The sequence below is a fragment of the Bradyrhizobium sp. 215_C5_N1_1 genome (assembly GCF_052075935.1).
GTDB classification, from domain to species: Bacteria; Pseudomonadota; Alphaproteobacteria; order Rhizobiales; family Xanthobacteraceae; genus Bradyrhizobium; species Bradyrhizobium barranii.
The window spans coordinates 6,128,443-6,151,301 of sequence record NZ_CP197228.1; the positions used below are offsets into that span (position 1 = coordinate 6,128,443).

The 22,859-nt window shown below is 64.1% G+C and carries 22 protein-coding genes; 13 read left to right on the plus strand and 9 right to left on the minus strand.

The window, feature by feature from the left end; all coding sequences use genetic code 11:
• Positions 1 to 43: 43 nt before the first annotated feature.
• A complete protein-coding gene (locus tag AB7G19_RS29475) occupies positions 44 to 817 on the minus strand; it encodes a ferredoxin--NADP reductase (protein ID WP_085399405.1) in 774 nt (257 codons plus the stop codon).
• Positions 818 to 1,024: 207 nt separating this feature from the next.
• On the opposite strand from AB7G19_RS29475, the gene AB7G19_RS29480 reads away from it, so the two are divergent.
• The 5 genes from AB7G19_RS29480 to AB7G19_RS29500 all read left to right on the plus strand — a co-directional run bounded on the left by AB7G19_RS29480 (position 1,025) and on the right by AB7G19_RS29500 (position 5,682).
• Positions 1,025 to 1,321 carry a gamma-butyrobetaine hydroxylase-like domain-containing protein gene (locus AB7G19_RS29480; protein ID WP_085399439.1) on the plus strand — a complete coding sequence of 99 codons (297 nt, stop codon included), beginning with the start codon at positions 1,025 to 1,027 and terminating at the stop codon, positions 1,319 to 1,321.
• A gap of 223 nt (positions 1,322 to 1,544) precedes the next feature.
• Positions 1,545 to 2,318 carry a Crp/Fnr family transcriptional regulator gene (locus AB7G19_RS29485; RefSeq protein ID WP_085399404.1) on the plus strand — a complete coding sequence of 258 codons (774 nt, stop codon included), beginning with the start codon at positions 1,545 to 1,547 and terminating at the stop codon, positions 2,316 to 2,318.
• A 165-nt stretch (positions 2,319 to 2,483) separates the two neighbouring features.
• A complete protein-coding gene (locus AB7G19_RS29490) occupies positions 2,484 to 3,905 on the plus strand; it encodes an ABC transporter substrate-binding protein (protein ID WP_441268657.1) in 1,422 nt (473 codons plus the stop codon).
• Positions 3,902 to 4,813, plus strand: coding sequence for an ABC transporter permease (locus AB7G19_RS29495; protein ID WP_187387763.1), 912 nt, complete (start codon positions 3,902 to 3,904; stop codon positions 4,811 to 4,813). Before AB7G19_RS29490 ends, AB7G19_RS29495 begins: the two co-directional genes overlap by 4 nt.
• Positions 4,810 to 5,682 (plus strand): ABC transporter ATP-binding protein, encoded by an 873-nt coding sequence (locus AB7G19_RS29500; RefSeq protein WP_085400672.1) that lies wholly within the window; start codon positions 4,810 to 4,812, stop codon positions 5,680 to 5,682. The genes AB7G19_RS29495 and AB7G19_RS29500 overlap by 4 nt, the downstream gene beginning before the upstream one ends.
• Before the next feature lie 205 nt (positions 5,683 to 5,887).
• On the opposite strand, the gene AB7G19_RS29505 is transcribed toward AB7G19_RS29500, so the two are convergent.
• The 7 genes from AB7G19_RS29505 to AB7G19_RS29535 all read right to left on the minus strand — a co-directional run bounded on the left by AB7G19_RS29505 (position 5,888) and on the right by AB7G19_RS29535 (position 12,177).
• Positions 5,888 to 6,946, minus strand: coding sequence for a YeiH family protein (locus tag AB7G19_RS29505; RefSeq protein ID WP_038941923.1), 1,059 nt, complete (start codon positions 6,944 to 6,946; stop codon positions 5,888 to 5,890).
• A 110-nt stretch (positions 6,947 to 7,056) separates the two neighbouring features.
• Positions 7,057 to 7,275: a hypothetical protein gene (locus AB7G19_RS29510; RefSeq protein ID WP_063984492.1), complete on the minus strand. Its 219-nt coding sequence runs from the start codon at positions 7,273 to 7,275 to the stop codon at positions 7,057 to 7,059.
• A gap of 165 nt (positions 7,276 to 7,440) precedes the next feature.
• A complete protein-coding gene (locus tag AB7G19_RS29515; RefSeq protein ID WP_085400670.1) occupies positions 7,441 to 8,154 on the minus strand; it encodes an ABC transporter ATP-binding protein in 714 nt (237 codons plus the stop codon).
• The gene (locus AB7G19_RS29520; protein ID WP_085400669.1) at positions 8,151 to 8,906 is read right to left on the minus strand and encodes an ABC transporter ATP-binding protein; all 756 of its coding nucleotides are present in this window, start codon (positions 8,904 to 8,906) and stop codon (positions 8,151 to 8,153) included. Before AB7G19_RS29520 ends, AB7G19_RS29515 begins: the two co-directional genes overlap by 4 nt.
• A 2-nt stretch (positions 8,907 to 8,908) precedes the next feature.
• On the minus strand, positions 8,909 to 9,928 hold the full coding sequence (locus tag AB7G19_RS29525) for a branched-chain amino acid ABC transporter permease (RefSeq protein ID WP_085400667.1): 1,020 nt from the start codon (positions 9,926 to 9,928) through the stop codon (positions 8,909 to 8,911).
• Positions 9,925 to 10,827, minus strand: a complete 903-nt coding sequence (locus tag AB7G19_RS29530; RefSeq protein WP_085400665.1) for a branched-chain amino acid ABC transporter permease — start codon at positions 10,825 to 10,827, stop codon at positions 9,925 to 9,927. The genes AB7G19_RS29525 and AB7G19_RS29530 overlap by 4 nt, the downstream gene beginning before the upstream one ends.
• 90 nt (positions 10,828 to 10,917) lie before the next feature.
• Complete coding sequence (locus AB7G19_RS29535) at positions 10,918 to 12,177, minus strand: ABC transporter substrate-binding protein (protein WP_085400663.1); 1,260 nt, start codon at positions 12,175 to 12,177, stop codon at positions 10,918 to 10,920.
• 173 nt (positions 12,178 to 12,350) lie between these two features.
• Here AB7G19_RS29535 and AB7G19_RS29540 point away from each other — a divergent pair, with 173 nt between their 5' ends.
• From AB7G19_RS29540 to AB7G19_RS29555, 4 genes are all read left to right on the plus strand, one after another.
• Positions 12,351 to 13,844, plus strand: coding sequence for an AMP-binding protein (locus AB7G19_RS29540; protein ID WP_085400661.1), 1,494 nt, complete (start codon positions 12,351 to 12,353; stop codon positions 13,842 to 13,844).
• Complete coding sequence (locus tag AB7G19_RS29545) at positions 13,841 to 14,482, plus strand: TetR/AcrR family transcriptional regulator (protein ID WP_071915527.1); 642 nt, start codon at positions 13,841 to 13,843, stop codon at positions 14,480 to 14,482. Before AB7G19_RS29540 ends, AB7G19_RS29545 begins: the two co-directional genes overlap by 4 nt.
• Positions 14,479 to 16,389: a flavin-containing monooxygenase gene (locus AB7G19_RS29550; protein ID WP_085400659.1), complete on the plus strand. Its 1,911-nt coding sequence runs from the start codon at positions 14,479 to 14,481 to the stop codon at positions 16,387 to 16,389. The genes AB7G19_RS29545 and AB7G19_RS29550 overlap by 4 nt, the downstream gene beginning before the upstream one ends.
• Positions 16,390 to 16,540: 151 nt before the next feature.
• Positions 16,541 to 17,176: a 2-hydroxychromene-2-carboxylate isomerase gene (locus AB7G19_RS29555; protein ID WP_085400657.1), complete on the plus strand. Its 636-nt coding sequence runs from the start codon at positions 16,541 to 16,543 to the stop codon at positions 17,174 to 17,176.
• A gap of 3 nt (positions 17,177 to 17,179) precedes the next feature.
• On the opposite strand, the gene ald is transcribed toward AB7G19_RS29555, so the two are convergent.
• On the minus strand, positions 17,180 to 18,295 hold the full coding sequence (gene ald / locus AB7G19_RS29560) for an alanine dehydrogenase (protein WP_085400655.1): 1,116 nt from the start codon (positions 18,293 to 18,295) through the stop codon (positions 17,180 to 17,182).
• Positions 18,296 to 18,436: 141 nt separating this feature from the next.
• Between ald and AB7G19_RS29565 the strand changes: the two genes are divergently transcribed.
• The 4 genes from AB7G19_RS29565 to AB7G19_RS29580 all read left to right on the plus strand — a co-directional run bounded on the left by AB7G19_RS29565 (position 18,437) and on the right by AB7G19_RS29580 (position 22,776).
• Positions 18,437 to 18,916, plus strand: a complete 480-nt coding sequence (locus tag AB7G19_RS29565) for an Lrp/AsnC family transcriptional regulator (RefSeq protein WP_028150288.1) — start codon at positions 18,437 to 18,439, stop codon at positions 18,914 to 18,916.
• A gap of 143 nt (positions 18,917 to 19,059) precedes the next feature.
• Positions 19,060 to 19,551, plus strand: a complete 492-nt coding sequence (locus AB7G19_RS29570) for a (2Fe-2S)-binding protein (protein WP_085400654.1) — start codon at positions 19,060 to 19,062, stop codon at positions 19,549 to 19,551.
• Entirely contained in the window at positions 19,548 to 20,564 is a 1,017-nt protein-coding gene (locus tag AB7G19_RS29575; protein ID WP_085400652.1) for an FAD binding domain-containing protein, read from the plus strand. Before AB7G19_RS29570 ends, AB7G19_RS29575 begins: the two co-directional genes overlap by 4 nt.
• 7 nt (positions 20,565 to 20,571) lie before the next feature.
• Entirely contained in the window at positions 20,572 to 22,776 is a 2,205-nt protein-coding gene (locus AB7G19_RS29580) for a xanthine dehydrogenase family protein molybdopterin-binding subunit (protein WP_085400651.1), read from the plus strand.
• Positions 22,777 to 22,859 lie beyond the last annotated feature (83 nt).

Below are 22,859 nucleotides of genomic sequence, written 5' to 3' on the forward strand. Positions count from 1 at the left end.
TCCGGCGATAGCAATTAGTTGTCGCCGGGACGCGATTTGCGCCTCAGCGCTCGACGAAGGCCTTTTCAACGACGAAATGGCCGGGCTGGCTGTGGTTACCCTCGACAAAGCCGCGCGCGGCAAACATCGCGGGGAGTTCCTCGAGCATCGCCGGGCTGCCGCACAGCATGATGCGGTCGGTCTCGATATCGAGACCTGTTAGCCCGATGTCGTCGAACAGCTGATTGGAGGCGATCAGGTCGGTGATACGGCCGCGGTTTTTGAACGGCTCGCGGGTGACGGTCGGGTAGTAGACGAGCTTGTCGCGGATCAGGGGGCCGAAGAATTCGTGATTGCGCAGGCCGTCGACGAGGTGCTCACCATAGGCGAGCTCCGAAACCTGGCGGCAGCCATGGGCGAGCACGATGGTCTCGTAATTCTCATAGACGTCGGGGTCCTTGATCAGGCTGGCGAAGGGCGCGAGGCCCGTGCCGGTCGAGAGCAGCAGCAGGCGCTTTCCAGGGATGAGGTTGCCGGTGATCAGCGTGCCCGTCGCCTTGCGGCCGACCAGGATGATGTCGCCCTCCCGGATCTTCTGGAGGCGCGAGGTCAGCTGGCCGTCCTGCACCTTGATCGAAAAAAATTCGAGCGCCTCCTCGTGATTGGCGCTCGCCATGCTGTAGGCCCGCATCAACGGCTTGCCCTCGACTTCGAGCCCGATCATCGCGAACTGGCCGTTCAGGAAACGGAAGCCCGGATCGCGCGTCGCCGTGAAGCTGAACAGGCTATCGGTCCAGTGCCGGACCGACAAAACCGTTTCCTTCTGAAATGCGCTCATGCTCTCTCCTCAGCCGTCGTTGGCGCACAAGGTTTCGGAGAGAGCAGAGCCCGGCAATTCGGAAGTGAAATTCCCGGTCGATTAGTTTCACATTTAGTGGGCGGTGACTGAAGAGGAGGCCGACGGCCACGCGTTCGCGCTGGCAATTAGTTGCTATTCGTGCGCGCCCGCGCCGACATAGAAGGAAGCTGGAGGTTCGTCATGACCATGACCTTGGTGGCGCCGACTGTGGCGGCCTATGAAGCCAGCGCCGATCTCGCGACGCTCGTCGTGCGCACCACGCAGGACGACGTGGTCGGGATCGCTGCCGAGCAGCTCCGACTCTCCTGCAAATGCGCCCATTGCACCCGTGCCCGCTTCGACGATCGCTTCCCCGAACGCTTTCCCGGCATCGCCATCACCGAGATCGGCGATCTCGGCTACGGGCTGAACATCTCGTTTTCGGATGGGCATAACAGGGGGATTTATCCGAAGCCGTATCTGCTGAGCTTGGCGGGGCGGTAAGCCTCGATCCCGCTACACGCACACCGCTGTCATTCCCCGCGAAAGCGGGGAATCCAGTACGCCGCGGCCCCTCCGTATGTCACTGAAGTCTCTGGAATACTGGATCGCCCGCCTTCGCGGGCGATGACAGCGGAGTGAATGGCGGCGGCCTGCCACGAGCTCCCCCCATCTGGCACGGACATTGCTCCTCTTTAGAACGATTTGAACGTTCCGGAGGCAGACGATGTTGCAGGCGGCGAATGCGGTTCGCGGGACGGTTCCCGCAACGGTCCGGCCTGCCGGCGGCTCCTCGCTGCTGCTGACCGAGAACCAACAATGGATCGGCGGACCGCCGCCGCTGATGGACAAGCTGTCACCGCGCGAGCGGGAGCTGGTGCTGAAGCAGGGCCGGCGAAAGGTGCTCAACCGCGGCCAGACGCTGTTCAGCCAGGGCGGCAAGCATGACGGCATCTGGCTGATCGAGAGCGGCCGCATCCGCGTGTTCTACACTTCGCCGCTCGGACGCGAGATCACGCTGGCCTATTGGCACGTCGGCAATTTCGTCGGTGGGCCCGAAGTGTTCGAGGGCACCGTGCATCAATGGTCCGGCGTCGCATCCAGCAATTGCAGCGTCGTGCACCTGCCCGGAAAGGAACTGCGGTCCCTTGCCGTGGAGATCCCGAACCTCGCCATCGGCCTCATTGAAGGCCTTACCTTCAAGGGCAAATGCTATTCGGCGCTGGCGCAAATGCTGGGAACACGTTCGATCACCCAGCGCCTCGCGCATCTTCTGCTGCATCTGGTCGAGCTCTACGGCGTCGAGGATGCCGACGGCCGGGTGATCGCGGCGGCCTTCACCCATGCCGACATCGCCCACATGGTCGGCGCGACCAGGCAATGGGTCACGATCAGCCTGAAACGGATGCAGGAGAAGGGAATCGTCGTCACCAAGCGCTCGCAGATCGTGGTGTGCCGGGCCGACGCTCTCGAGGAGATGCGCGGCCAGAGCGGCGACTAGGGTCGATGCACAGGCAAGTGGCTTTATAGTGCAGGACTGCCCAAGGAGTATGCAATCAGCTTTTCCCGGCAACTAATCGACTGCGGCGGTCACTCCGGATTTGCCCTGCCCGCGGCCTCACCCAATCATGGCAACCACAGCACATCCAACCGAATGAGGATGAGAATGGTCCGCCATCTTCCCACGCTCTCGATCGCGATGTCGGTGACCTCGCTGGCGCTTCTGATCGCGCAGCCGGCCCTGGCGGAAACCGTCACCCTCGGCATCGGAACGCAGGACACCACGACCAACACGGTGACCGCCGGCGTCGTCATCCGGCAGCTGCATCTCCTCGAGAAATATCTGCCGAAGGACGGCAAATACGCCAATATCAAGTTCGAGCTGGAGTGGCAGAACTTCACCTCAGGCCCGCCCGTCACCAATGCGATGATGGCGAACAAGCTCCAGATCGGCATGATGGGCGACTATCCGCTGATCGTGAACGGCTTCACCTTCGAGAGCAATCCGGAGAGCAAGAGCCGCCTGATCGGCGTGGCCGCCTACAGCCTGTCTGGCTCCGGCAACGGGCTCGTGGTCCACAAGGACTCGCCCTATTACGATCTCGCCGATCTCAAGGGCAAGCTCGTCAGCGTGCCGTTCGGCTCGGCCGCGCACGGCATGGTGCTGAAGGCGATGCAGGACCGCGGTTACGCCTCCGACTTCTTCCAGCTCGTCAGCCAGAGCCCGGAGGTCGGCTCGACCAATCTCCAGGAGAAGAAGATCGACGCGCACGCCGACTTCGTCCCCTTCGCCGAGCTGCTGCCGTTCCGCGGCTTTGCGCGAAAAATCTTTGACGGCGTTGAGACCAACCTGCCGACCTTCCACGGCATCGTGGTCCGCACCGATTTCGCCGAGAAATACCCCGAGGTCATCGTTGCCTACTTCAAGGCGCTGATCGCCGCCAACCAGTGGCTGCGCGACGATCCGAAGCTCGCGGCCGAAAAGATCCAGGAGTGGACCGGCATCAACAAGGAAGTCGTCTATATCTTCCTCGGTCCCAGCGGCAACATGACCACCGATCCCACGGTGAAGCCGGCGCTGATCGATGCAGCCGCGACCGACGTCAAGGTTTTGCAGAATCTCGGCCGCATGAAGGAGTTCGATCCGAAGAAGTGGGTGGATGATTCCTACATCCGCAAGGCCTATGCCGAGATGAAGCTCGACTATGACACCCAGCTTGCGAGCACCAGAAATTACGAGATCGCGGGCGAAGATTCCTTCTGCAAGAAGCCGATCACCGACCCGCGCAAGGCCGGCGAGGTCTGGGTCGACGAAGCCGGCATCCTGCCGTTTGCGTCCGCAGCGTGCACGTTAGGGGCCTATGCCGACTACAAGGCCAAGGGCAAGAAGATCAACGTCGCCTACGTCTTCGACACCACCCGTGGAATCAAGCTGTTCGCCGACCAGGCCTTCTTCGCGGTCGGCAACGGCGAGGTCGCGCCGTTCCTGCTGAAGAAGGACGCCGAAGCCCATGCCGCCAAGATCAATGGCAAGGTGCTCGGCTTCGACGACGCGGTGAAGGCGGCGGTCGGCAGAGGCAAGACGTGAGCAGTCCCGCCCTCGCCAGACATCCCGAGGACAGCATGCCGGCAGCAACTGCAATCGCCGAGGCGGGCCCCGTGCCCGCCCCCTTCCCGCCCGCGACACCGCCTTCCTTCGGCACGCTTGCGCTGCGCTGGTACCGGCTCAATCGAGCGGGGCTACGCGCGACGGCGATCGGCATCATATCGCTGCTCGCCTTCCTGCTGGTCTGGCACCTGCTCACGACCTATCGCGTCGTGTTCTTCGTGCGCTTCACCAACGTGCCCTCGCCGCTCGCGGTCTATGCGAGCTTCACCAAGGCGATCCACGATCCGAAATTCCTGCTGCACATCCTCTTGAGCTGCCGGCGCATCTTGTTCGGCTTCTCGCTCGCGGCGGTGGTCGGCGTGCCGCTCGGCCTGATCATGGGCCGCTTCAAGCTGGTGCACGAAATCATCTTCCCGGTCGCCGAGGTGCTACGGCCGATCCCGGCAATCGCCTGGGTGCCGATGGCAATCATGCTTTGGCCGACCAACGAGCAGAGCATCGTCTTCATCACCTTCCTCGGCGCATTCTTCCCGATCCTGGTCAACACGCTGCATGGCATGTCGCTCGTCGACCCCGTGCTGGTGCGCGCCGCGCAATGTCTCGGCGCGCGCGAGCGCTCGATCTTCCGCGAGGTGTATTTTCCGGCTTCGATGCCGCACATCTTCACCGGCCTCACCGTCGGTATGGGCGTGGCCTGGGTGTCGCTGATCGCCGCCGAGATGATCTCGGGCCAGTACGGCATCGGCTACTTCACCTGGGAGGCCTATTCCCTTGTCCAATATGCCGACATCGCGCTCGGCATGATCGCGATCGGCGTGCTTGGCCTTGGATCGAGCCTGCTTATCAGGGGCGCCGGGCAGTTGGTGATGCCGTGGAGGCTAAAATGAACGAAATCCTGACCAAAGCACCGCAAGGCCATATCGAGGTCAGGAATTTCTCCCTCAGCTATGAGAGCATCGAGGGACCTGTGCAGGCCGTCACCGATACGCAGATTCATGTGAAGCCCGGCGAGTTCGTCTCGATCGTCGGGCCCTCCGGCTGTGGAAAGTCGACGCTGCTCAATGCTGTCGCCGGCTTCCTCAAGCCGACCACCGGTGTAGTCACGGTCGACGGCGAGCGGGTCAACGGCCCCAGCGCCGAGCGCGGCATGGTATTTCAGCAATATTCGCTGTTTCCGTGGAAGACGGTGCGGGAGAACGTCGAGTTCGGCCTGAAGATGCGCGGCATGGCGCGCTCCCAGCGCGAGCGCGCCGCGCGCACGCTGCTCGGGCTCGCGGGGCTCGAAGCGTTCGAAAAGCATTATCCGGAAAAACTCTCCGGCGGCATGAAGCAGCGCGTCGGCATCGTCCGCGCGCTCGCGACGGGACCGAAGGTGCTGCTGCTCGACGAGCCGTTCGGCGCGCTCGACGCGCAGACGCGCGTGATCATGCAGCAGATCCTCACCAACATGTGGCAACGGCTGAAGATCTCGGTGCTGTTCGTCACCCACGACATCGACGAAGCCATCTTCCTCTCCGACCGCGTCTACTGCATGACCGCCCGCCCCGGCTCGATCAAGGCGGAGATCCCGATCCCGCTGGAGCGGCCGCGGCAGCAATCGATGATGATGTCGTCGGAGTTCCTGGCGCTCCGCCGCGGCCTGATGTCACTGATCCGCGAGGAGAGCCTGAAGGCGATGGGCGGCGAGATCAGCGACATGGGCATGCAAGGGCTTAACATCGAGCTGCATGGGCATTCGCTGGCGGATGTGATCTAGCGCCCCATCTCGACGATTGCGCTCTTACTTCCCTTCTCCCCTTGTGGGAGAAGGTGCCTTGCCGAAGGCAAGGCGGATGAGGGGTCTGCTTCGGCAAACTCCCCTCTCATTTCGGACTCGCGGATAGAACCCCTCATCCGGCGCTTCGCGCCACCTTCTCCCACAAGGGGAGAAGGAAGAGGAGTTCGCAGTCGCTGTGCTCCCCTCACTTGAACCAGTGCACCAGCGCGATGCTGATGCCGAGGAGCAGCATCAGCGACAGTGTCACGGCAGCCGTCACCCGGCCCCCGACATTCGCCAGCACCTTCACGTCGACGCCGAGGCCGAGCGCGGCCATCGAGACCACCGTCAGGAAGCTCGTGATCTTCGTCACCGGCCCGACCACCGTGCCCGGCACGATCTCCAGCGAGCGCAGGGTCGCCAGCGCAAGAAAGCCGAGGATGAACCAGGGGACCAGGCGGAAGAAGCCGACATTGGATTTCTTGGCGCCGGTCTGCCAGCGCGAGGCGACCAGGGAGAGACCGACGACGACGGGCCCGAGCATCAACACGCGCATCAGCTTCACGAGCGTGCCGATCTGCGTCGAGACGAGCCCGGCCGGGACCGTTGCCGCAAGCACCTGCGGCACGGCGTAGACGGTGAGGCCTGCGAGGATGCCATATTGCGTGGCCGACAATTGCAGCAGCGGAATCAGCAGCGGCAGGCCCAGCACCATCATCACGCCGAGGATCGCCGTAAAGGAAATCGAGGACGCGATCTCGTCGTTGTTGGCGCCGATGATCGGCGCCACGGCGGCGATCGCGGAATTGCCGCAGATGGAATTGCCGCAGGCGATCAGGATCGAGAGCCGCGTCGACAGGCCCAGCATGCGACTGAGGCCGAAGGAGACGCAGAGCGCGATCACGACGACCGCGGCGATCGATGCCAGCAGCGCCACGCCGGAAGCCGCGATGGCGGCGAAGCTGATCGAGGCCCCCAGCAGCATGACCGCAACTTCGAGCAGCTGCTTGGCGCTGAAGGCGATGCCGGCCTGCCAGCGCGGCGCCGGTTTCCAGAAGCTGCGCAGCGCCATCCCGAGCAGGATCGCCATCACCAGCGCTTCGACATAGGGGTGCTCGAAGACACCCAGCTCGGCCCGTTCGAGCAAGGCCGAGATACCGGCCACGGCGATGCACAGGAGGATTCCCGGAATCAGCGCCGCAATACGGCTCACGACAGTGGTAGGCTTGGCGTCGGCCGGGTTGGATGCTTGATTCTGCGACACAAATCTCTCCCAGAGGAGAAATATTTATACGCAGTGCTGGCCGATTGGGGAATAAGTTTTCAGCATATCAGGGCCGAGGGAAGTTCTATCCTCAGCCCGGAATAATCGGCTCAGAAGATCAGGCTTTTGGCGAGCGAGGCGACGCGGCTGAAGCTGTCATAGACGCCCGGCTCAAAGAAGGCCGCACGCGCGAGCACGATCCCCGCGACCAGCGACCAGAACACCGTGGTGCCGGCCCGCAACAGGAGCTTTGACGCGCGCGATCGCGGCTGGGTGTCCGTTGCGGACACCAGCTGCTCGCCGAAGGGCTCAAATCCAGTGCGTTCCATGGCTACGCCGATCCATCAAATTCTGAATGGAATGTCGTCGTTTCGGCCCCAAACGGCAATGGAAGCGATTGGCGTTTTTGGCCCTCGATGGGGAAACTCCTTCCGTCTGGCGAACCCGAGGCAATAGTTTTCTTCTTTGGGCCGGTTTGGCGGTCCGGAACCCGGTTAAAGCGCCAGATAGCGGCGACGGATCGCGTCGTTGGCCTTCAGCTCGTCGATTCCGGCGGCATAGACGATCTGGCCCTTGTCGATGACAGTGGCGTGGCTCGCAAGCCCCAGGCAGAAATGCATGTTCTGCTCGGCGATCAGCACGGTCGATCCGAGCTGTCGGAGCTGCCGCAACAGCTCGCCGATCCGCTGCACGATGATCGGCGCGAGGCCCTCGCTCGGCTCATCGAGCAGCAACAGCGCCGGGTTGCCCATCAGCGTGCGCGCGATGGCGAGCATCTGTTGCTCCCCGCCCGAGAGACGTCCGGCGATGCGATGGCGCAGCGGCTCCAGCAGCGGGAAGACGTCGTAGATCCGCTTGATCGGCCACTCGTCCTGGCCTTCCGGCCCCTTCTTGCGACCGATGACGAGATTGTCCTCGACCGTGTGCTCCGGAAAGATCTGGCGATCCTCCGGCACGAAGCCGAGACCGGCGCGCGCGATATGGTGCGGCCTCTGGCCCGAGATCACCGCGCCGCGCAGGCTGATCCTGCCCCGCCGCGGCGGCGCCAGCCCCATGATCGCCTTCATGGTCGTCGATTTGCCCGCGCCATTGCGGCCCAAAAGCGCCATGGTCTCGCCCTGCCGCACCGAGAGGCCGACGCCGAACAGTATCTGGCTGGTGCCGTAGTAGACGTCGAGATCGGCGACTTCGATAATGGTCGCGCTCATGCGGCGGCCCCCGCATGTTCAGTGCCGAGATAGGCCTCGATCACGGCGCTGTTGCTTCGGATTTCGTCGGGCGTGCCGGTCGCGAGGATGCGGCCGTAGCAGAGCACGACGATCTTTGGGGCGATCTTGAACACGATGTCCATGTCGTGCTCGATGAAGACGACGGTGATTTTCTGCGTCTCCCAGAGCTCGCGCACCTTGTCGATCATGCGCCAGCGCTCTTCCGGGCCCATGCCGGCAGTCGGCTCGTCCAGCAGCAGAACCTTTGGTTCGAGCACCAGAGCGAGCGCAATGTCGAGCAGCTTCTGGTCGCCATGCGACAGCGTTGCGGCCGTGCGATTGCGCTTTCCCGCGAGGCCCAGCAGCTCCATCACGTGCTCGGCGCGGTCGCGCGTCTCGGGCAAGGGAAAGCGCTTGTGCAGCACCGCGGACGAGCGCTGGTCGGCGCTGACGGCGGCAAGCATGGTCTCCTGCACCGTCAGCGATTTGAAGATGCTCGCGACCTGGAAGGCGCGGCCGATGCCGTGCCGCACGATCTCCGGCGGCGAGCGGCCGGCGAGATCGATGCCGTCGAGCAGCACCTGGCCGGAATCCGGCCTCAAGGCGCCGGTGATCAGGTTGAAGAACGTGCTCTTGCCGGCGCCGTTCGGGCCGATCACCGCCGTGAGCGAACCGTCGGGGAAGTCGAGCGTGACGTCGTTGGTCGCCTTCACGCCGCCGAAGGATTTTGCGAGGTTGCGGATCTCGAGCATCGCTAGCGCCCCTCGCCTGCGTCACGCCGGTGCGCGAACCAGTCGGCAACGAAATCCAGCAGGCCTTTGCGCAGGCCCAGCGCGAAGAACAGGATGACCACGCCGAGCACGATGCCGTGGTATTCGGTGAAGCGCGTGACGGTGTCGTTGAGCAGAAGCAGCAGCACGGTGCCGACCATCGGCCCCAGGAAGGTCGAGACGCCGCCGAGCATGTTGATGAAGATGCCCTCGCCCGAGATCGTCCAATAGGCGAATTCCGGATAGGCACCGGAGACGAACAGCGCCATCACCATGCCCCCCATCGACGCAAACAATGCCGCCAGCACGAAGACTGTCAGCTTGGCCCGCCAGACGTCGATGCCGAGGAAGCTTGCGCGCGCGGCATTGTCGCGGATCATGCGCAACGTGTAACCGAACGGCGATTGCGCGATCTGGCGCATCGCGAGCAGGCCGAGGATGAGAAGCGCGCAGCTCGCGACATAGAGATGGATGTGGTTCGCAAGATTGATGCCGAGGAATGTGGGGCGCGGAATGCCGCCACGCAGGCCCTGGTCGCCGCCGGTGAAGGAGGCCCAGGACAGGATGGTCGAGTGGATCAGCATCTGAAACGCGAGCGTGACGAAGGCGAAATAGATATCCTTCAGCCGCACGCAGATCGCGCCGATGACGGCGGCGATTACCGCCGTGATCGCCAGCGTCGCGACGAAGGCCACGGGAATCGGCACGCCCAGCTTCTGCATGATCAGGCCAAAACTGTAGGCGCCAAGGCCGAAGAACATGCCGTGGCCGAACGAAGTCAGGCCGGTGTAGCCGACCAGCAGGTTCAGCGAGGTCGCGAACAGGCCGTAAGCCGAGCAGCGGATGACGAAATCGAGCAGCGCCTTGCTGCCGGTGAACAGCGGCAGGCTCGCCAGCACGGCAAAGGCGACGAGCGCAATCAGGACGTCGCGATAGCGTTGCAGCGCCACACCGCTACGCACCGGCGCCAGCGTCTCGGCGCGTCCGGCCTCGAGCTCGGTCATGCCGCCTCCTTGCCGAACAGGCCGGTGGGCTTGGAGACCAGCACGATCACCATGAACAGGTACATCAGGCCTTCCGTGAACAGGGGAAAGCCGAGCGAGCCGAAGGAGCGGATCAGACCGATTAGCAGCGCTCCGATCAGAGCGCCCAGGATCGAACCCATCCCCCCGATCACGGTGACGATGAAGGATTCGATCAGTACCGAAAATCCCATGCCGGGTGTGAGCGAACGCACGGGCGCCGCGAGCGCGCCGGCAAGGCCCGCCAGCATGCCGCCGAGCGCGAACACGCCCCCATAGATCAGACCGGTATTGATGCCGAGCGCCGAGACCATGCCGGGATTATGTGCCGCCGCCCGGATCACCTTGCCGATACGGCTGCGCGACAATCCGATGCCGAGCACGATCGCTGCGACGAGCGCGACGCCGATCAGCAGCAGGTAATAAGGCGGCACTACGCCGCCGGCGATGAACAGCGGCATCACCTGGAATGCCGCGGGCATGCCCATCGACCTGAATTCCGGCCCCCAGATGATGCGCACGACATCGTCGAAGATCAGCACGAAGGCGTAGCAGACGAGCAGCTGCATCAGCACGTCGGCGCCATAGACGCGGCTCATGAAGACGCGCTCGAAGATCATACCGAGAATCGCGGTCCCAGCCGCGCCCGCGAACATCGCCAGCGCGAAGCTCCCGGTGAGCTGATAGGCCGTCATCGCGAAATAGGCGCCGAACATGTAGAAGGCGCCGTGGCTGAAATTGACGACCTTGAGCACGCCGAAGATCAGCGTCAGCCCGACTGCGACCAGGAACAGGAGCATGCCGATGATGAGGCCGCTGGTGGTTTGCGTCACCAGGCAGGCGGAACTGGAGAGGCAGCCGGCGAGCGCGTCGAGATCCACGGGAGCACTTTCATTGCGACGCGCCGGACTTGGCGCGGAGAACCAAATAAAAACGGCGGAGACGGTCGCCCGTCTCCGCCGCGCGTCACATCAGGTGTAGCCCTTGCTCTTCTTCCACTCGGCCTCGAGCTCGAAGATGGTCTTCCAGTCGCCGGCCTTGACCTCGGGCACGTAGGGCTCCTGCGGGATCGTGGTGCCCCAGCCGATCGCGTAGCCGACCAGCGTGTGGTCGTCGCCGCGCATTGTCACGGTGCCGTCGGCGCCGAACGGGCACTTGATGGTGAGGCCCTTCAGCACCTCCGCGATCTTCTTGCCGTCGGTGGTGTTGGCCTTCTTCGCGGCCTCGGCGAGGAACATCACGGCCGTCGCGTTCTGCCACGACCAGTTGGTCGGATATTCGTTGTACTTCGCCTTGTAGGCATCGCCCCAGGCCGCGTTCTCCGGCGTGGTCGGGAAGGTCTTGATGTAGCGGTTGCCGGAGTGGATACCCTTGGGCAGGTTCTTCACCACGGTGAGCGCGGTGTAGTCGGCCATGTTGACCGCGAACACCTCCATCTGGCCGAACATCGCATAGATGTTGGCCTGGTCGATATAGGAGGTGAGATCGCCGCCCCACAGGCAGGAGTACAGCGCCTGCGGCTTGGCCTGGAGGATCTTGGTCACGACTTCGGTGTAGTCGGGCTGGAACAGCTTTGGCCAGGACTCGCTGATGATTTCGACGTCGGGCGCAAAGCGCTTCAGGTACAGCGTGAACTCGCCGGTGGTGTCGCGGCCATAGGCATAGTCCGGCGAGCAGGTCGCCCATTTCTTCAGGCCCTTGGCTTTCGCGATCGAGGCGGCATAGCTGCCGCCGACGATGGAATCGTGGATGCCCTGGCGCACGCAACGGAACGCGTTCGGGATGTGCTGCTTCGGATCGGCCGTGAGCGAGGACGCTTCCGAACAGGTGTGGACGCAGAGCACACCGAGATCGCGCGCCACTTCGTGAACCGCAAACGATCCGGACGACGCCTCGCCGTCGATCAGCCACTCGCAACCATCGGTGTTGACGAGCTCGCGCGCGACGCGGGCGGCTTCCTGCGGCTGGCCCTTGGAGTCACGGATCACCATCTCGATCTGGCGGCCGGCAAGTCCGCCGGCGGCGTTGACCTTGTCGACCTCGAGCATCACCGCATTGCGCGACGACGTGCCGAGCTGCGCAACGCGGCCCGACAGAATCGTCGGCATGCCGATCTTGATCGTCTTGGCTTGCGCGCGCGCCACCCACGGTGCGGCAACACTCATCGCACCGGCGCCCATCAGCGCCAGCGTTGAACGGCGGCTGATGCCCGGCATGCGGGTTCTCGTCATTTTCCCCTCCCTCTTCCGGGTCGGCGTTTCCTGGTCCCTTGCCGGAGATCGTCTCGTCTCCGTGTTCCCAACAATTTCAGAGGCAGGGGGGTGACGTCAAGCCAAAGATGAATTACGAGTCATAATTCATCAAAGGAGGAAACGAGGCCGGTAATCGGCCCAAAACCCGCAAAATGATCAATCTTTCGAGCTTCATCACCTTTCATGCCCGGCGCACGCCGGACCGGCCCGCGCTGAAATATCGCGGCGAGGAGATCTCCTACGCCGATTTCGATGCGCGCATCCGGCAAGCGGCCGGCTGGCTCGCCGCGCAGGGCATCGGCGCGGGCGACGTCGTGGCCGTGCTGATGAAGAACAGCGCGGCGTTCCTGGAGCTCGTCTTCGCCACCAGTCATCTCGGCGCGGTGTTCTTGCCGATCAATTTTCGACTGTCGCGCGACGAGGTCGGCTACATCGCGGGCAATGCCGGCGCGCGGTTGTTGATCGTCGATGAGGAACTCGCCGCGAATGCAGCGGGCGCGAAGGTTGTCGTGCTGAACGAAGTTGCGCAGCAAAGCATCACGCACCTCGCGGGCGAGGCCGTGCCCGCGCCGATGCACGTCCGCGCACCGTCCGACCTGATGCGGTTGATGTACACCTCGGGTACGACCGACCGCCCCAAAGGCGTGATGCTCACTTACGATAATTTTTACTGGAAGTCCGCCGACCAGACGATCGCGCTCGGCATCGGTGCCGAGACGCGACTGCTCGTTGTCGGCCCGCTCTATCACGTCGGCGCGCTCGACCTGCCCGGCATCGCCGTGCTCTGGCACGGCGGCTTCATCCGCATCGAGCGCAATTTCGAGCCGGAGACCGCGCTTGCGGCGATCGCGGAGGACAAGCTGAACGCGGCATGGTTCGCGCCTGTGATGACCACCGCGATGCTCACCTGCCCCACCCGCGATCGCTACGACGTCTCCAGCCTGAGATGGGCGATCGGCGGCGGCGAGAAGACGCCGGAGGTGCGCATCCGCGCGTTCTCGGAGTTCTTCCGCAATGCGCGCTACATCGATGCCTATGGCCTCACCGAGACCGTCGGCGGCGACACTTTCATGGAAGCCGGCCGCGAGATCGAGAAGATCGGCTCGACCGGCCGCGCCATCGCCCATGTCGAGATCGAGATCCGTGACGAGGACGGCAAGACGCTGCCGCCGAACGTCAATGGCGAGATCTGTCTGCGCGGACCGAAAATCACGCGCGGCTATTGGAAGGATCCGGAGAAGACGGCGGCGGCCTTCTTCGGCGACTGGTTCCGCAGCGGCGATGTCGGCTATCTCGACGAGGAAGGCTTCCTGTACCTGACCGACCGCAAGAAGGACATGATCATCTCGGGCGGCGAGAACATCGCTTCCTCCGAAGTCGAGCGCGTCATCTACGACTTGCCCGAGGTGCGCGAAGTCGCGGTGATCGGCCTGCGCGATGCGCGCTGGGGCGAGCGGCCGGTCGCGATCGTCGTGCTGGCCGAAGGCGCGAGCCTTGCGCTCCCTGCCCTCACCGAGCACTGCCGTACGCGCCTGGCGAGCTTCAAGGTACCGAAACAGCTCGTTATCCGCGACGGCCTGCCGCGCAACCCGAGCGGAAAAATCCTCAAGCGCGTGCTGCGCGCCGAGCTGGAGACCTCTGAATGACGCAAGCGAATGCCAAGGTCACAAAGCTTAACCGCGTCGAGCGCAACGCCTGGACCAAGCAGAAGATCTTTGACGCCGCGACCAAGGTCGTCGGCAAGCATGGCTATGCCGAAGCCTCCGTCGCCCGCATCACGGAAGAAGCCGGCGTCGCGCAAGGCACCTTCTATAATCATTTCGAGAACCGCCAGGAACTGCTCGACCAGTTGCTGCCGAAGATCGGCCTCGACATGGTCGAGTTCATCCGCGCACGCACCGGCACCGCCGATGCCGCGCGGCAGGAGATCGCCCGCTTCTCCGCCTTCTTCGACTTTATCCGTGAGGTGCCGGAGTTCCTGCGCATCCTCAACGAGGCCGAATTCTTCGCGCCCATCGGCTACCAGAAACATCTCGACAACATTTCGGTCGCCTATGTCCGCATTTTGCGCCGCGCACGAGCGGCAGGCGCGATCGAGGATTACAGCGACGAGGAATTCGAGGCCATCGTCCACATGCTGATGGGCGCGCGCGGCTATCTCAGCCGCCGCTACTCCTATTCGGCCGGCGGCGTCACCGCCGTCCCCGACCACGTCATCTCCGCCTATCGCAAGCTGATGACGCGCGGCCTCTTCAGTGCATCCGGAGATCAGGACACGCCATGAACATCGCATCTCCACAAAAGCCGCTCGATCTCGTCTCCGCGATCGCCGAAGGCGATATCCGCTGTTTGCTGATGGTGCTGGTGCACATGACCGGCGATGAGCGCTGGCTCGAGCCGCCGTACTTGCCCAAGCGCGACATCCGCCTCATTCCCGATCCAGAAGCCGGCGTGCCCCGGGAGGTCCAGGACGAAATCCGTGCCGCAGTGGTCAAGCTGTTTGCCGGCGGCACGCCAAAACCCGTCATCACCGATCCCGGCGAAGAGCTGCTGCTCAAGATGATGCGCGCCTGCCTCGGCGAGAACGTCGCACCGGAATATGCACCGCTGATGCGCGAGGAGATGGGATTTGTAGCGCGCGAGCCGCAATGGACGAAGCGCCCCTCCGCCGAGAAGCTTGCCGGCCAGCACGTGCTGATCGTCGGCGCCGGCGTCTGCGCCATCGCGCTCGGCGTCGCACTCGGCCATCTCGGCATCCCCTACACCATCGTCGAGAAGAACGCCGAGCTCGGGGGCACCTGGTGGATCAACCGCTATCCCGGCTGCGGCGTCGATACGCCGAACCATTCCTATTCCTACTCGTTCGGCTCGGGCAATGCATGGACGCGCTATTTCTGCCAGCGCGAGGAGCTGCTTGCCTATCTGCTGAAGGTCGCCGAGGAATACGGCATCCGCGAGCATCTGCGGGTCAATACCGAGCTGACAGCGTCGCGCTGGGACGAAGGCAAGCGACGCTGGATCTCAACGCTGAAGACGAAGAGCGGCGAAGAAACCTTTGAATCCACCGCGCTGGTCTCGGCCATCGGCCAGCTCAACGATCCCTCTCGCGCCCGCTTCAAGGGCGAGGAAGACTTCAAGGGCACGATCCTGCATTCGGCCCTGTGGTCGGACGACATCAATCTCGACGGCAAGCATGTCGCCGTGATCGGGACCGGCGCGACATCGATGCAGCTGGTGCCGTCGATCGCCGGCCGCGTCGCGTCCGTCACGGTCTATCAACGCAGCGCGCAATGGGCGCGGCCCGTTAAGGGCTATTCCGATCCGATCAGCGACGGCGCGCGCTGGCTGCTCGCGCATCTGCCGTTCTATGTGCAGTGGTACCGCTTCAACATGTTCTGGCGCTATGGCGACGGCCTGTTGCCGTTCCTGCGCAAGGACCCGGCCTGGCCGCATCCGGAGCGCGCCGTCAACAAGGGCAATGACCGGCATCGCCAGGAGCTGACCGATTTCATCCTCACCGAGCTGAAGGATCGGCCCGACCTGATCGCCAAATGCGTGCCGACCTATCCGCCCTATGGCAAGCGCATCCTGCTTGACAACAACTGGTTCAGGACGCTCACGCGGGACAATGTCGAGCTCGTCACCGACACGATCGATCATTTCGATCGCGACGGCATCGTCACCGCAGACGGCGAGCACCGCCCCGCCGACATCGTCGTGGTCGCCACCGGCTTCAAGGTCACGGAGATGGCGGCGCGCCTCAACATCAGCGGCCGCGGCGGCAAGGATCTGCGCGAGGCCTGGGCCAACGACAACCCGACGGCGTTCCTCGGCCTCACCGTCCCGGACTTTCCGAACTTCTTCTGCATGCTCGGTCCGAACTCCGGCCCCGCCCATGGCGGCAGCGTCATCTTCCAGTCGGAATGCCAGAGCCGCTATATCTCCGCCTGCCTCGCCGACATGATTGAGCACGACGTCGCCGCCATCGACGTCCGCAGGGAGGTGCTGGACGACTACGTCCAGAAGGTCGATGCCGAGCACGAGGCGATGATCTGGACCCATACCGGCATGAGCACCTATTATCGCAATTCGAGCGGCCGCGTGTTTTCGGCGATGCCCTGGCGGTTCGTGGACTACTGGCGCATGACGCATGATCCGGATCTGGGGCAGTACAGGTTGACGAAGGCGTAAACCTCACCTCGTCGTCATTGCGAGCGCAGCGAAGCAACCCAGAATCTTTCCGCGGAGATACTCTGGATTGCTTCGCTGCGCTCGCAATGACGGAATTCGCGGGTTAATCTCCCGCACAACCGGGAGCGCCGTACGCCGAGGGAAGCCGCCAATGCCCAAGCCGCTTGTCCGCGTCTACACCGACTACAAGAGCCCTTACGCGTTCGTGGCCAACAAGCGGCTATTTTCGCTCGAGGAGGCGCACGGCGTCGAGCTCGAATGGCTGCCCTATACGCTGCGCGTCGCCGAATTCATGGGGACGGTCGAGGAGCGCACGCCGCATTTCTGGCGCAAGGTGCGTTACGCCTATATGGACGCGCGGCGCTATGCCAATGCGCAAGGGCTCGTCATGAAGGGGCCGCGTCGGATCTACGACGCCTTCTATTCCAGCGTTGGAATGCTGTTCGCACAGCGGCACGGCTTCTTCCGCCCTTATCACGACACGGTGTTCCGCAAATTCTGGAGCCATGAGCTCGAGATCGACGATCTCGCCGCAATCACGGACGTCATCACCGCGTGCGGCGGCTCGGCGAGCGAGTTCGAAGCCTACGTCAACGGCCCTGCCCGCACCGAGCACGACCGCATCATCGACGAAGCCGAAGCACTCGGCGTGTTCGGCGTGCCGACCATGGTGTTCAACGGCGAGCTGTTCTGGGGCGGTGATCGCATCGACATGCTGATCGAACGGATCGAGCGTCCGGAAACGATCGAGGCCGCGCTCGACAGCCGCCACCGCAAATCAGTGTAGCCGTCAAGCGGCGAGGCCGCTCTCGACCGGAGCAAATTCCAGCCCGAGGCTCTCGGCAACCGCCTTGTTGGTTATGCGGCCACGATGCACGTTCAGTCCGTTGCGCAAATGCGGATTTTCCAGGACTGCAGCAAAGCCCTTGTTGGCGAGCATCAGGCCGAATGGCAGCGTTGCGTTGTTCAGCCCCTGGCTCGACGTCACCGGCACCGCGCCCGGCATGTTGGCGACGCAATAATGCACGATGCCGTCGACCTGATAGGTCGGATCGGCGTGCGTGGTCGGATGCGATGTCTCGAAGCAGCCGCCCTGGTCGATCGCGACGTCGACCAGCACGGCGCCCGGCCGCATCGACTTGAGCATCGCGCGCGTGACGAGCTTTGGAGCGCTGGCGCCCGGCACCAGCACCGCCCCGATCACGACGTCGGCGGCGAACACCTCGTCCTCGACCGCTTCGATGGTCGAGAAGCGGGTGCGCACGCGCCCGAGAAACACATCGTCCAGCTCGCGTAGACGGGGAATCGAGCGGTCGATCACAGTGACTTCCGCACCGAGGCCCGCCGCCATGCGCGCGGCCTGCGTTCCCACCACGCCGCCGCCGAGCACGACGACGCGCGCCGGCTGCACGCCGGGCACACCGCCGAGCAGCACCCCGCGGCCGCCGGCCGATCGCTTGAGCGCGGCGCCGGCGGCTTCGACGGCGAGGCGGCCGGCGACTTCGCTCATCGGCGCAAGCAGGGGGAGGTGACCGGCCGCGTCGGTGACGGTCTCATAGGCGACCGCAGTGCAACCGGAAGCGAGCAGACCCTTGGCCTGTTCGGGATCCGGCGCGAGATGGAGGTAGGTAAAGAGGATCTGGCTTTCGCGAAGCTGGGCCCATTCGCTTTTCTGTGGCTCCTTCACCTTCACGATCATGTCGGAGCTGGCGAAGATGTCGCGGGCGTTCTCCGCGATCGCGGCCCCTGCCCGCTGGTACACCTCGTCGGACGCGCCGATGCCGCTGCCGGCGCCGGTCTCGACCGTCACCTGGTGCCCGGCCGCGACATATTCGCGGACCGCGCCCGGGGTGAGCCCGACGCGATATTCCTGCACCTTGATCTCCTTGGGCACACCGACGCGCATTTTGGGCTCCTTCCAACGTCCTGATTCACCCCGCCATCGTAGCGATCGGGCCAGTTTGGTTTCGTGCAAATATCCGCTAGCTTCGACCTCCCCGCGCCGGTTTCCGGCGTGCAAACGCCCTTTCACGCTGGAAACGAAACCTTGGCCCTCGACCGGAAAGATCTCGCCATCCTCGCGGAACTCACCACCAATGCGCGGGCCAGCCACACCGAGCTCGCCACCAAGGTCGGGCTATCAAGCACGGCGCTGGCGCGGCGGCAGAAGGCGCTGGAGGACGACGGCTACATCCAGGCATACCAAGCCGCGCTTGATTTGGCGCAGTTCGGCCTCACCACGACCGTGCTGGTGCGCATTGCGCTGGAGAGCCAGAGCGACGAGGCGCTGAAGGCGTTCGAGGCCGAGGTGGTGAAATGTCCGTCCGTCGTGCGCTGCTTCCTGATGTCGGGCACCGACGACTACATCCTGATCGTGCTCGCCCGCGACATCCAGGATTTCGAGCGCATCCACCGTACCGAGTTGTCGCGCCTGCCGCGCGTGGCGCGGGTCCAATCGAGCTTCGCGCTGCGCGAGATCGTCAACCGCGCGGTGCCGACGGTGGTCTTCGGCGAAGCCAAGCGCTGACACTGTGTCGCGGGCGCCATAATTCCCGGCAGGGAACCAAGCGGCCGATTGTAAGTTGGAGGCCATTGGCAAGCGGAGGCAACGGTGCCTCCGCGTCAGCTCGGCTGACGTCTCGGCTCAGTCGCCGTCGCAGGGAGCAGGACATGAGCGATGTCACGCACGAGATTCCCGAACGCATTCCAGTTCATATCGTCGTCAATGGCGTCGGCCACACGCTCGATCTCGTGCCCTGGACCACGCTTCTGGATGCCCTGCGTGACCATCTTGCGCTGACCGGCACCAAGAAAGGCTGCGATCACGGCCAGTGCGGCGCCTGCACCGTGCTGATCGACGGACGGCGCGTCAATTCCTGCCTGACGCTCGCCGTCATGAAGGACGGCGCCGAGATCACGACGATCGAAGGGCTTGCCAAGGACGGAACGCTTCATCCCGTGCAACAGGCGTTCATCGACCACGACGCCTTTCAGTGCGGCTATTGCACGCCGGGACAGATTTGCTCGGCGGCGGGCCTTTTGGCCGAAGGCCGCGCCCGGGATGCCGACGAGATCAGAGAGCTGATGAGCGGAAATCTCTGCCGCTGCGGCGCCTATCCGAACATCGTCGCCGCGATCCAGCAGGCAATGGGCCGGCCATGAACAACTTCCAATATTCCCGCGCCACCGACGTCGCCGATGCGATCCGCCTGCTGGCCGCCGATCCCGACGCCAAGCTGATTGCCGGCGGGACCAATCTGATCGACCTGATGAAGGAAAATGTCGAGCGGCCCTCCCGGCTGATCGACATCTCCCGCCTGCCGCTCCGCGACATCGAGGAGACGTCCGACGGAGGGCTGCGCATCGGCGCCTTGGTACCGAATTCGGACCTCGCCTACCATCCGCTTGTCGAGCAGCGCTACCCCCTGCTCGCCGGCGCCATCCTCGCCGGCGCTTCCGCGCAATTGCGCAATATGGCCTCCGTTGGCGGCAACCTGATGCAGCGCACGCGCTGCGCCTACTTTTATGACACGGCGACGCCCTGCAACAAGCGAGAGCCCGGCAGCGGCTGCTCGGCAATCGACGGCCTCAACCGCAACCACGCAATCCTCGGCACGAGCGCGTCCTGCATCGCGACCAACCCGTCCGACATGAGCGTCGCACTTGCCGCGCTCGGTGCGCTCGTGCACGTCGCAGGTCCCTCCGGCCAGCGCACGATCGCATTGGCCGATTTCCATCGACTCCCGGAGGACAAACCTCATGTCGATACAAATCTCGGCATCGGCGAGATCATCGCGGCCGTCGAACTTCCCAAGCATGGCTTTGCCCGTAACTACAGCTATCTGAAAATCCGCGACCGGCTGTCCTATGCTTTTGCTTTGGTCTCGGTCGCGGCCGCGCTCGAACTGGATGGCAACGCGATCAGCGAAGCCCGCCTGGCGCTCGGCGGCGTGGCTCACAAGCCCTGGCGCAGCCTTGAGGCCGAAGCGGCGTTGCGCGGCCAGGCAGCGACGCCGGACCACTTCTCGCGCGCGGCCGATCTGCTGCTGCACGGGGCAACGGCGCGCGCACATAACCGCTTCAAGATCGAGCTCGCACGCCGCACCATCGTGCGTACGCTGATACAGGCCGCGATCGCCACGCCACAATCACAGGCTCACAAGAAAATCGCGTGAGGGACCGATGAACGCCTATGTCGGAACGCCAACGTCCCGCGTCGATGGCCGCGCCAAGGTCACCGGAGCCGCCAAATATGCCGGCGAATTCCCGGCAGACGGCCTCCTCCATGGCTTCGTCGTCGAGGCCACGATTCCGCGCGGACGTATCGCTCGCCTCGACGCCAGCGACGCGCTGCAAGTGAAGGGCGTGGTCGACGTGCTTACGCATGCGCATCGTCCGCCCCTCGCCGACAATGACGATGCCTGGAAGGACGAGGTGGCGCCGGAGAAGGGCTCGCCTTTCCGCCCGCTCTATGACGACAGGATCTGGTTCAACGGCCAGCCGATCGCGCTCGTCGTGGCGGATGACTGGGAAACCGCCAAATTCGCCGCGACCCGCGTGCGCGTTGAATACGACCGGGAGGCATTTGCGACCGACCTCGAATCCGAACATGGCAAAGCCGGCAAAGTGGATCGGCCGCACAAGCCGCGCGGCAACGCCGCCGCAGCGCTGGCTGGGGCCGCTGTGCGGCACCAGGCGGATTACGTCCTGCCGACCGAGCACCACAACCCGATGGAGCTCTATGCGACCACGGTGGTCCGCGACGGCAGCGGCAGGCTTACCGTCTATGACAAGACGCAAGGTGTCCAGAACGTCCACAAATATCTATGCAGTGTGTTCAACAAGAAGCACGATGACCTCCGCGTGGTCTCGCCCTATGTCGGCGGTGCCTTCGGCTCCGGATTGCGGCCGCAATACCAGGTGGTGCTGGCGACGCTTGCCGCGCTCGAACTCAAGCGATCCGTTCGTGTCGTCCTGACACGGCAGCAGATGTACGGGCTCGGCTATCGGCCGATGACCATCGAGCGCGTCGCGCTCGGCGCAAGGCCCGACGGCACGCTCGATGCCGTCGCGCACGAAGCCACTGCTATGACCTCGCGCTACGAGGATTTTTCGCGCAATGACAGCGGCTGGGCGGAACAGCTGTACAAGAGCCCGAACAGCCTCTTCTCCCACAAGCTCGTCGATCTCGACGTCTCCACACCCTGCGACATGCGCGCGCCCGGCGCCGCCTCCGGCGTCTGCGCGCTCGAATGCGCCATGGACGAGCTGGCCGTCGCGCTCAAGCTCGACCCGATCGAGCTGCGATTGAAGTGCTATTCGGACCGCGACCAGAGTGAAGACCTGCCCTACACCAGCAAGCAGCTGCGCGAATGCTACGCCCGCGGCGCGGAAGCGTTCGGCTGGAGCCGGCGCAATCCTGCTCCGCGCTCCATGCGTGATGGCAAGGACCTGGTCGGTTGGGGCATGGCGACGGGGGTATGGGAGGCGCTTCAGATGCCGGTCGCCGTCCGCATCGTGTTGACGTCGAACGGCCATGCCGAGGTATCCTGCGCCGCGTCCGATATCGGCACCGGCACCTACACCATCGTGGCCCAGGTGGCCGCCGACGCCCTCGGGCTGCCGATCGAGAATATCGACGTGAGGCTTGCCGATTCGACCTTGCCGCAGGCCCCCGTCGAAGGCGGTTCCTGGATGGCGGCGTCGGCCGCGCACGCCGTGCTGGGCGCGGCCGAAGACATTCGCCAGGAGCTCGCACGGCTCGCCAAGGCGATGCCCGCCTCGCCCCTCGGCGGCGTCGATGCGCCCGATGTGATCCTGGTCGACGGCACGATCGCCAAGGCCGGCGACAAGGCCCGTGCCGTCTCGATCGCGGACGCGATGCGTCACGGCAAGCTCGAGCGGATCGAGAAGCAGAAGCTCAATCATTTCGCGGAGGACAAGTCGCACGCGCGCAACACCCATTCGGCGGTCTTCGCCGAGGTCAAGGTCGACGAAGACCTGGGCGTCATCCGCGTCACGCGCGTCGTGAGCGCGGTCGCAGCCGGACGGATCCTCAATACCAAGACCGGCCGCAGCCAGATCATGGGCGGCGTGGTCTGGGGCATCGGAATGGCGCTGCACGAGGAGACGGTGATGGATCACCGCTTCGGCAGGATCATGAACGCGAACATCGCCGAGTACCACATTCCCGTGAATGCCGACGTTCACGACATCGACGTCATCTTCGTCGACGAACCCGACGACCGGATCAACAAGCTGGGCGTCAAGGGCATTGGCGAAATCGGCATCGTCGGCGTACCTGCGGCGATCGCGAACGCAGTCTATCACGCCACCGGCAAGCGCATCCGGCGCTTCCCGATCACGCTGGACAAGTTGCTGGATTGATCGCCCGTCACACGATCCCCGCTGGATCGGGCGATTGTCATAGAACTGTCATCGAAAGTGCAGAGACCTGCCAGTCTCTGTAG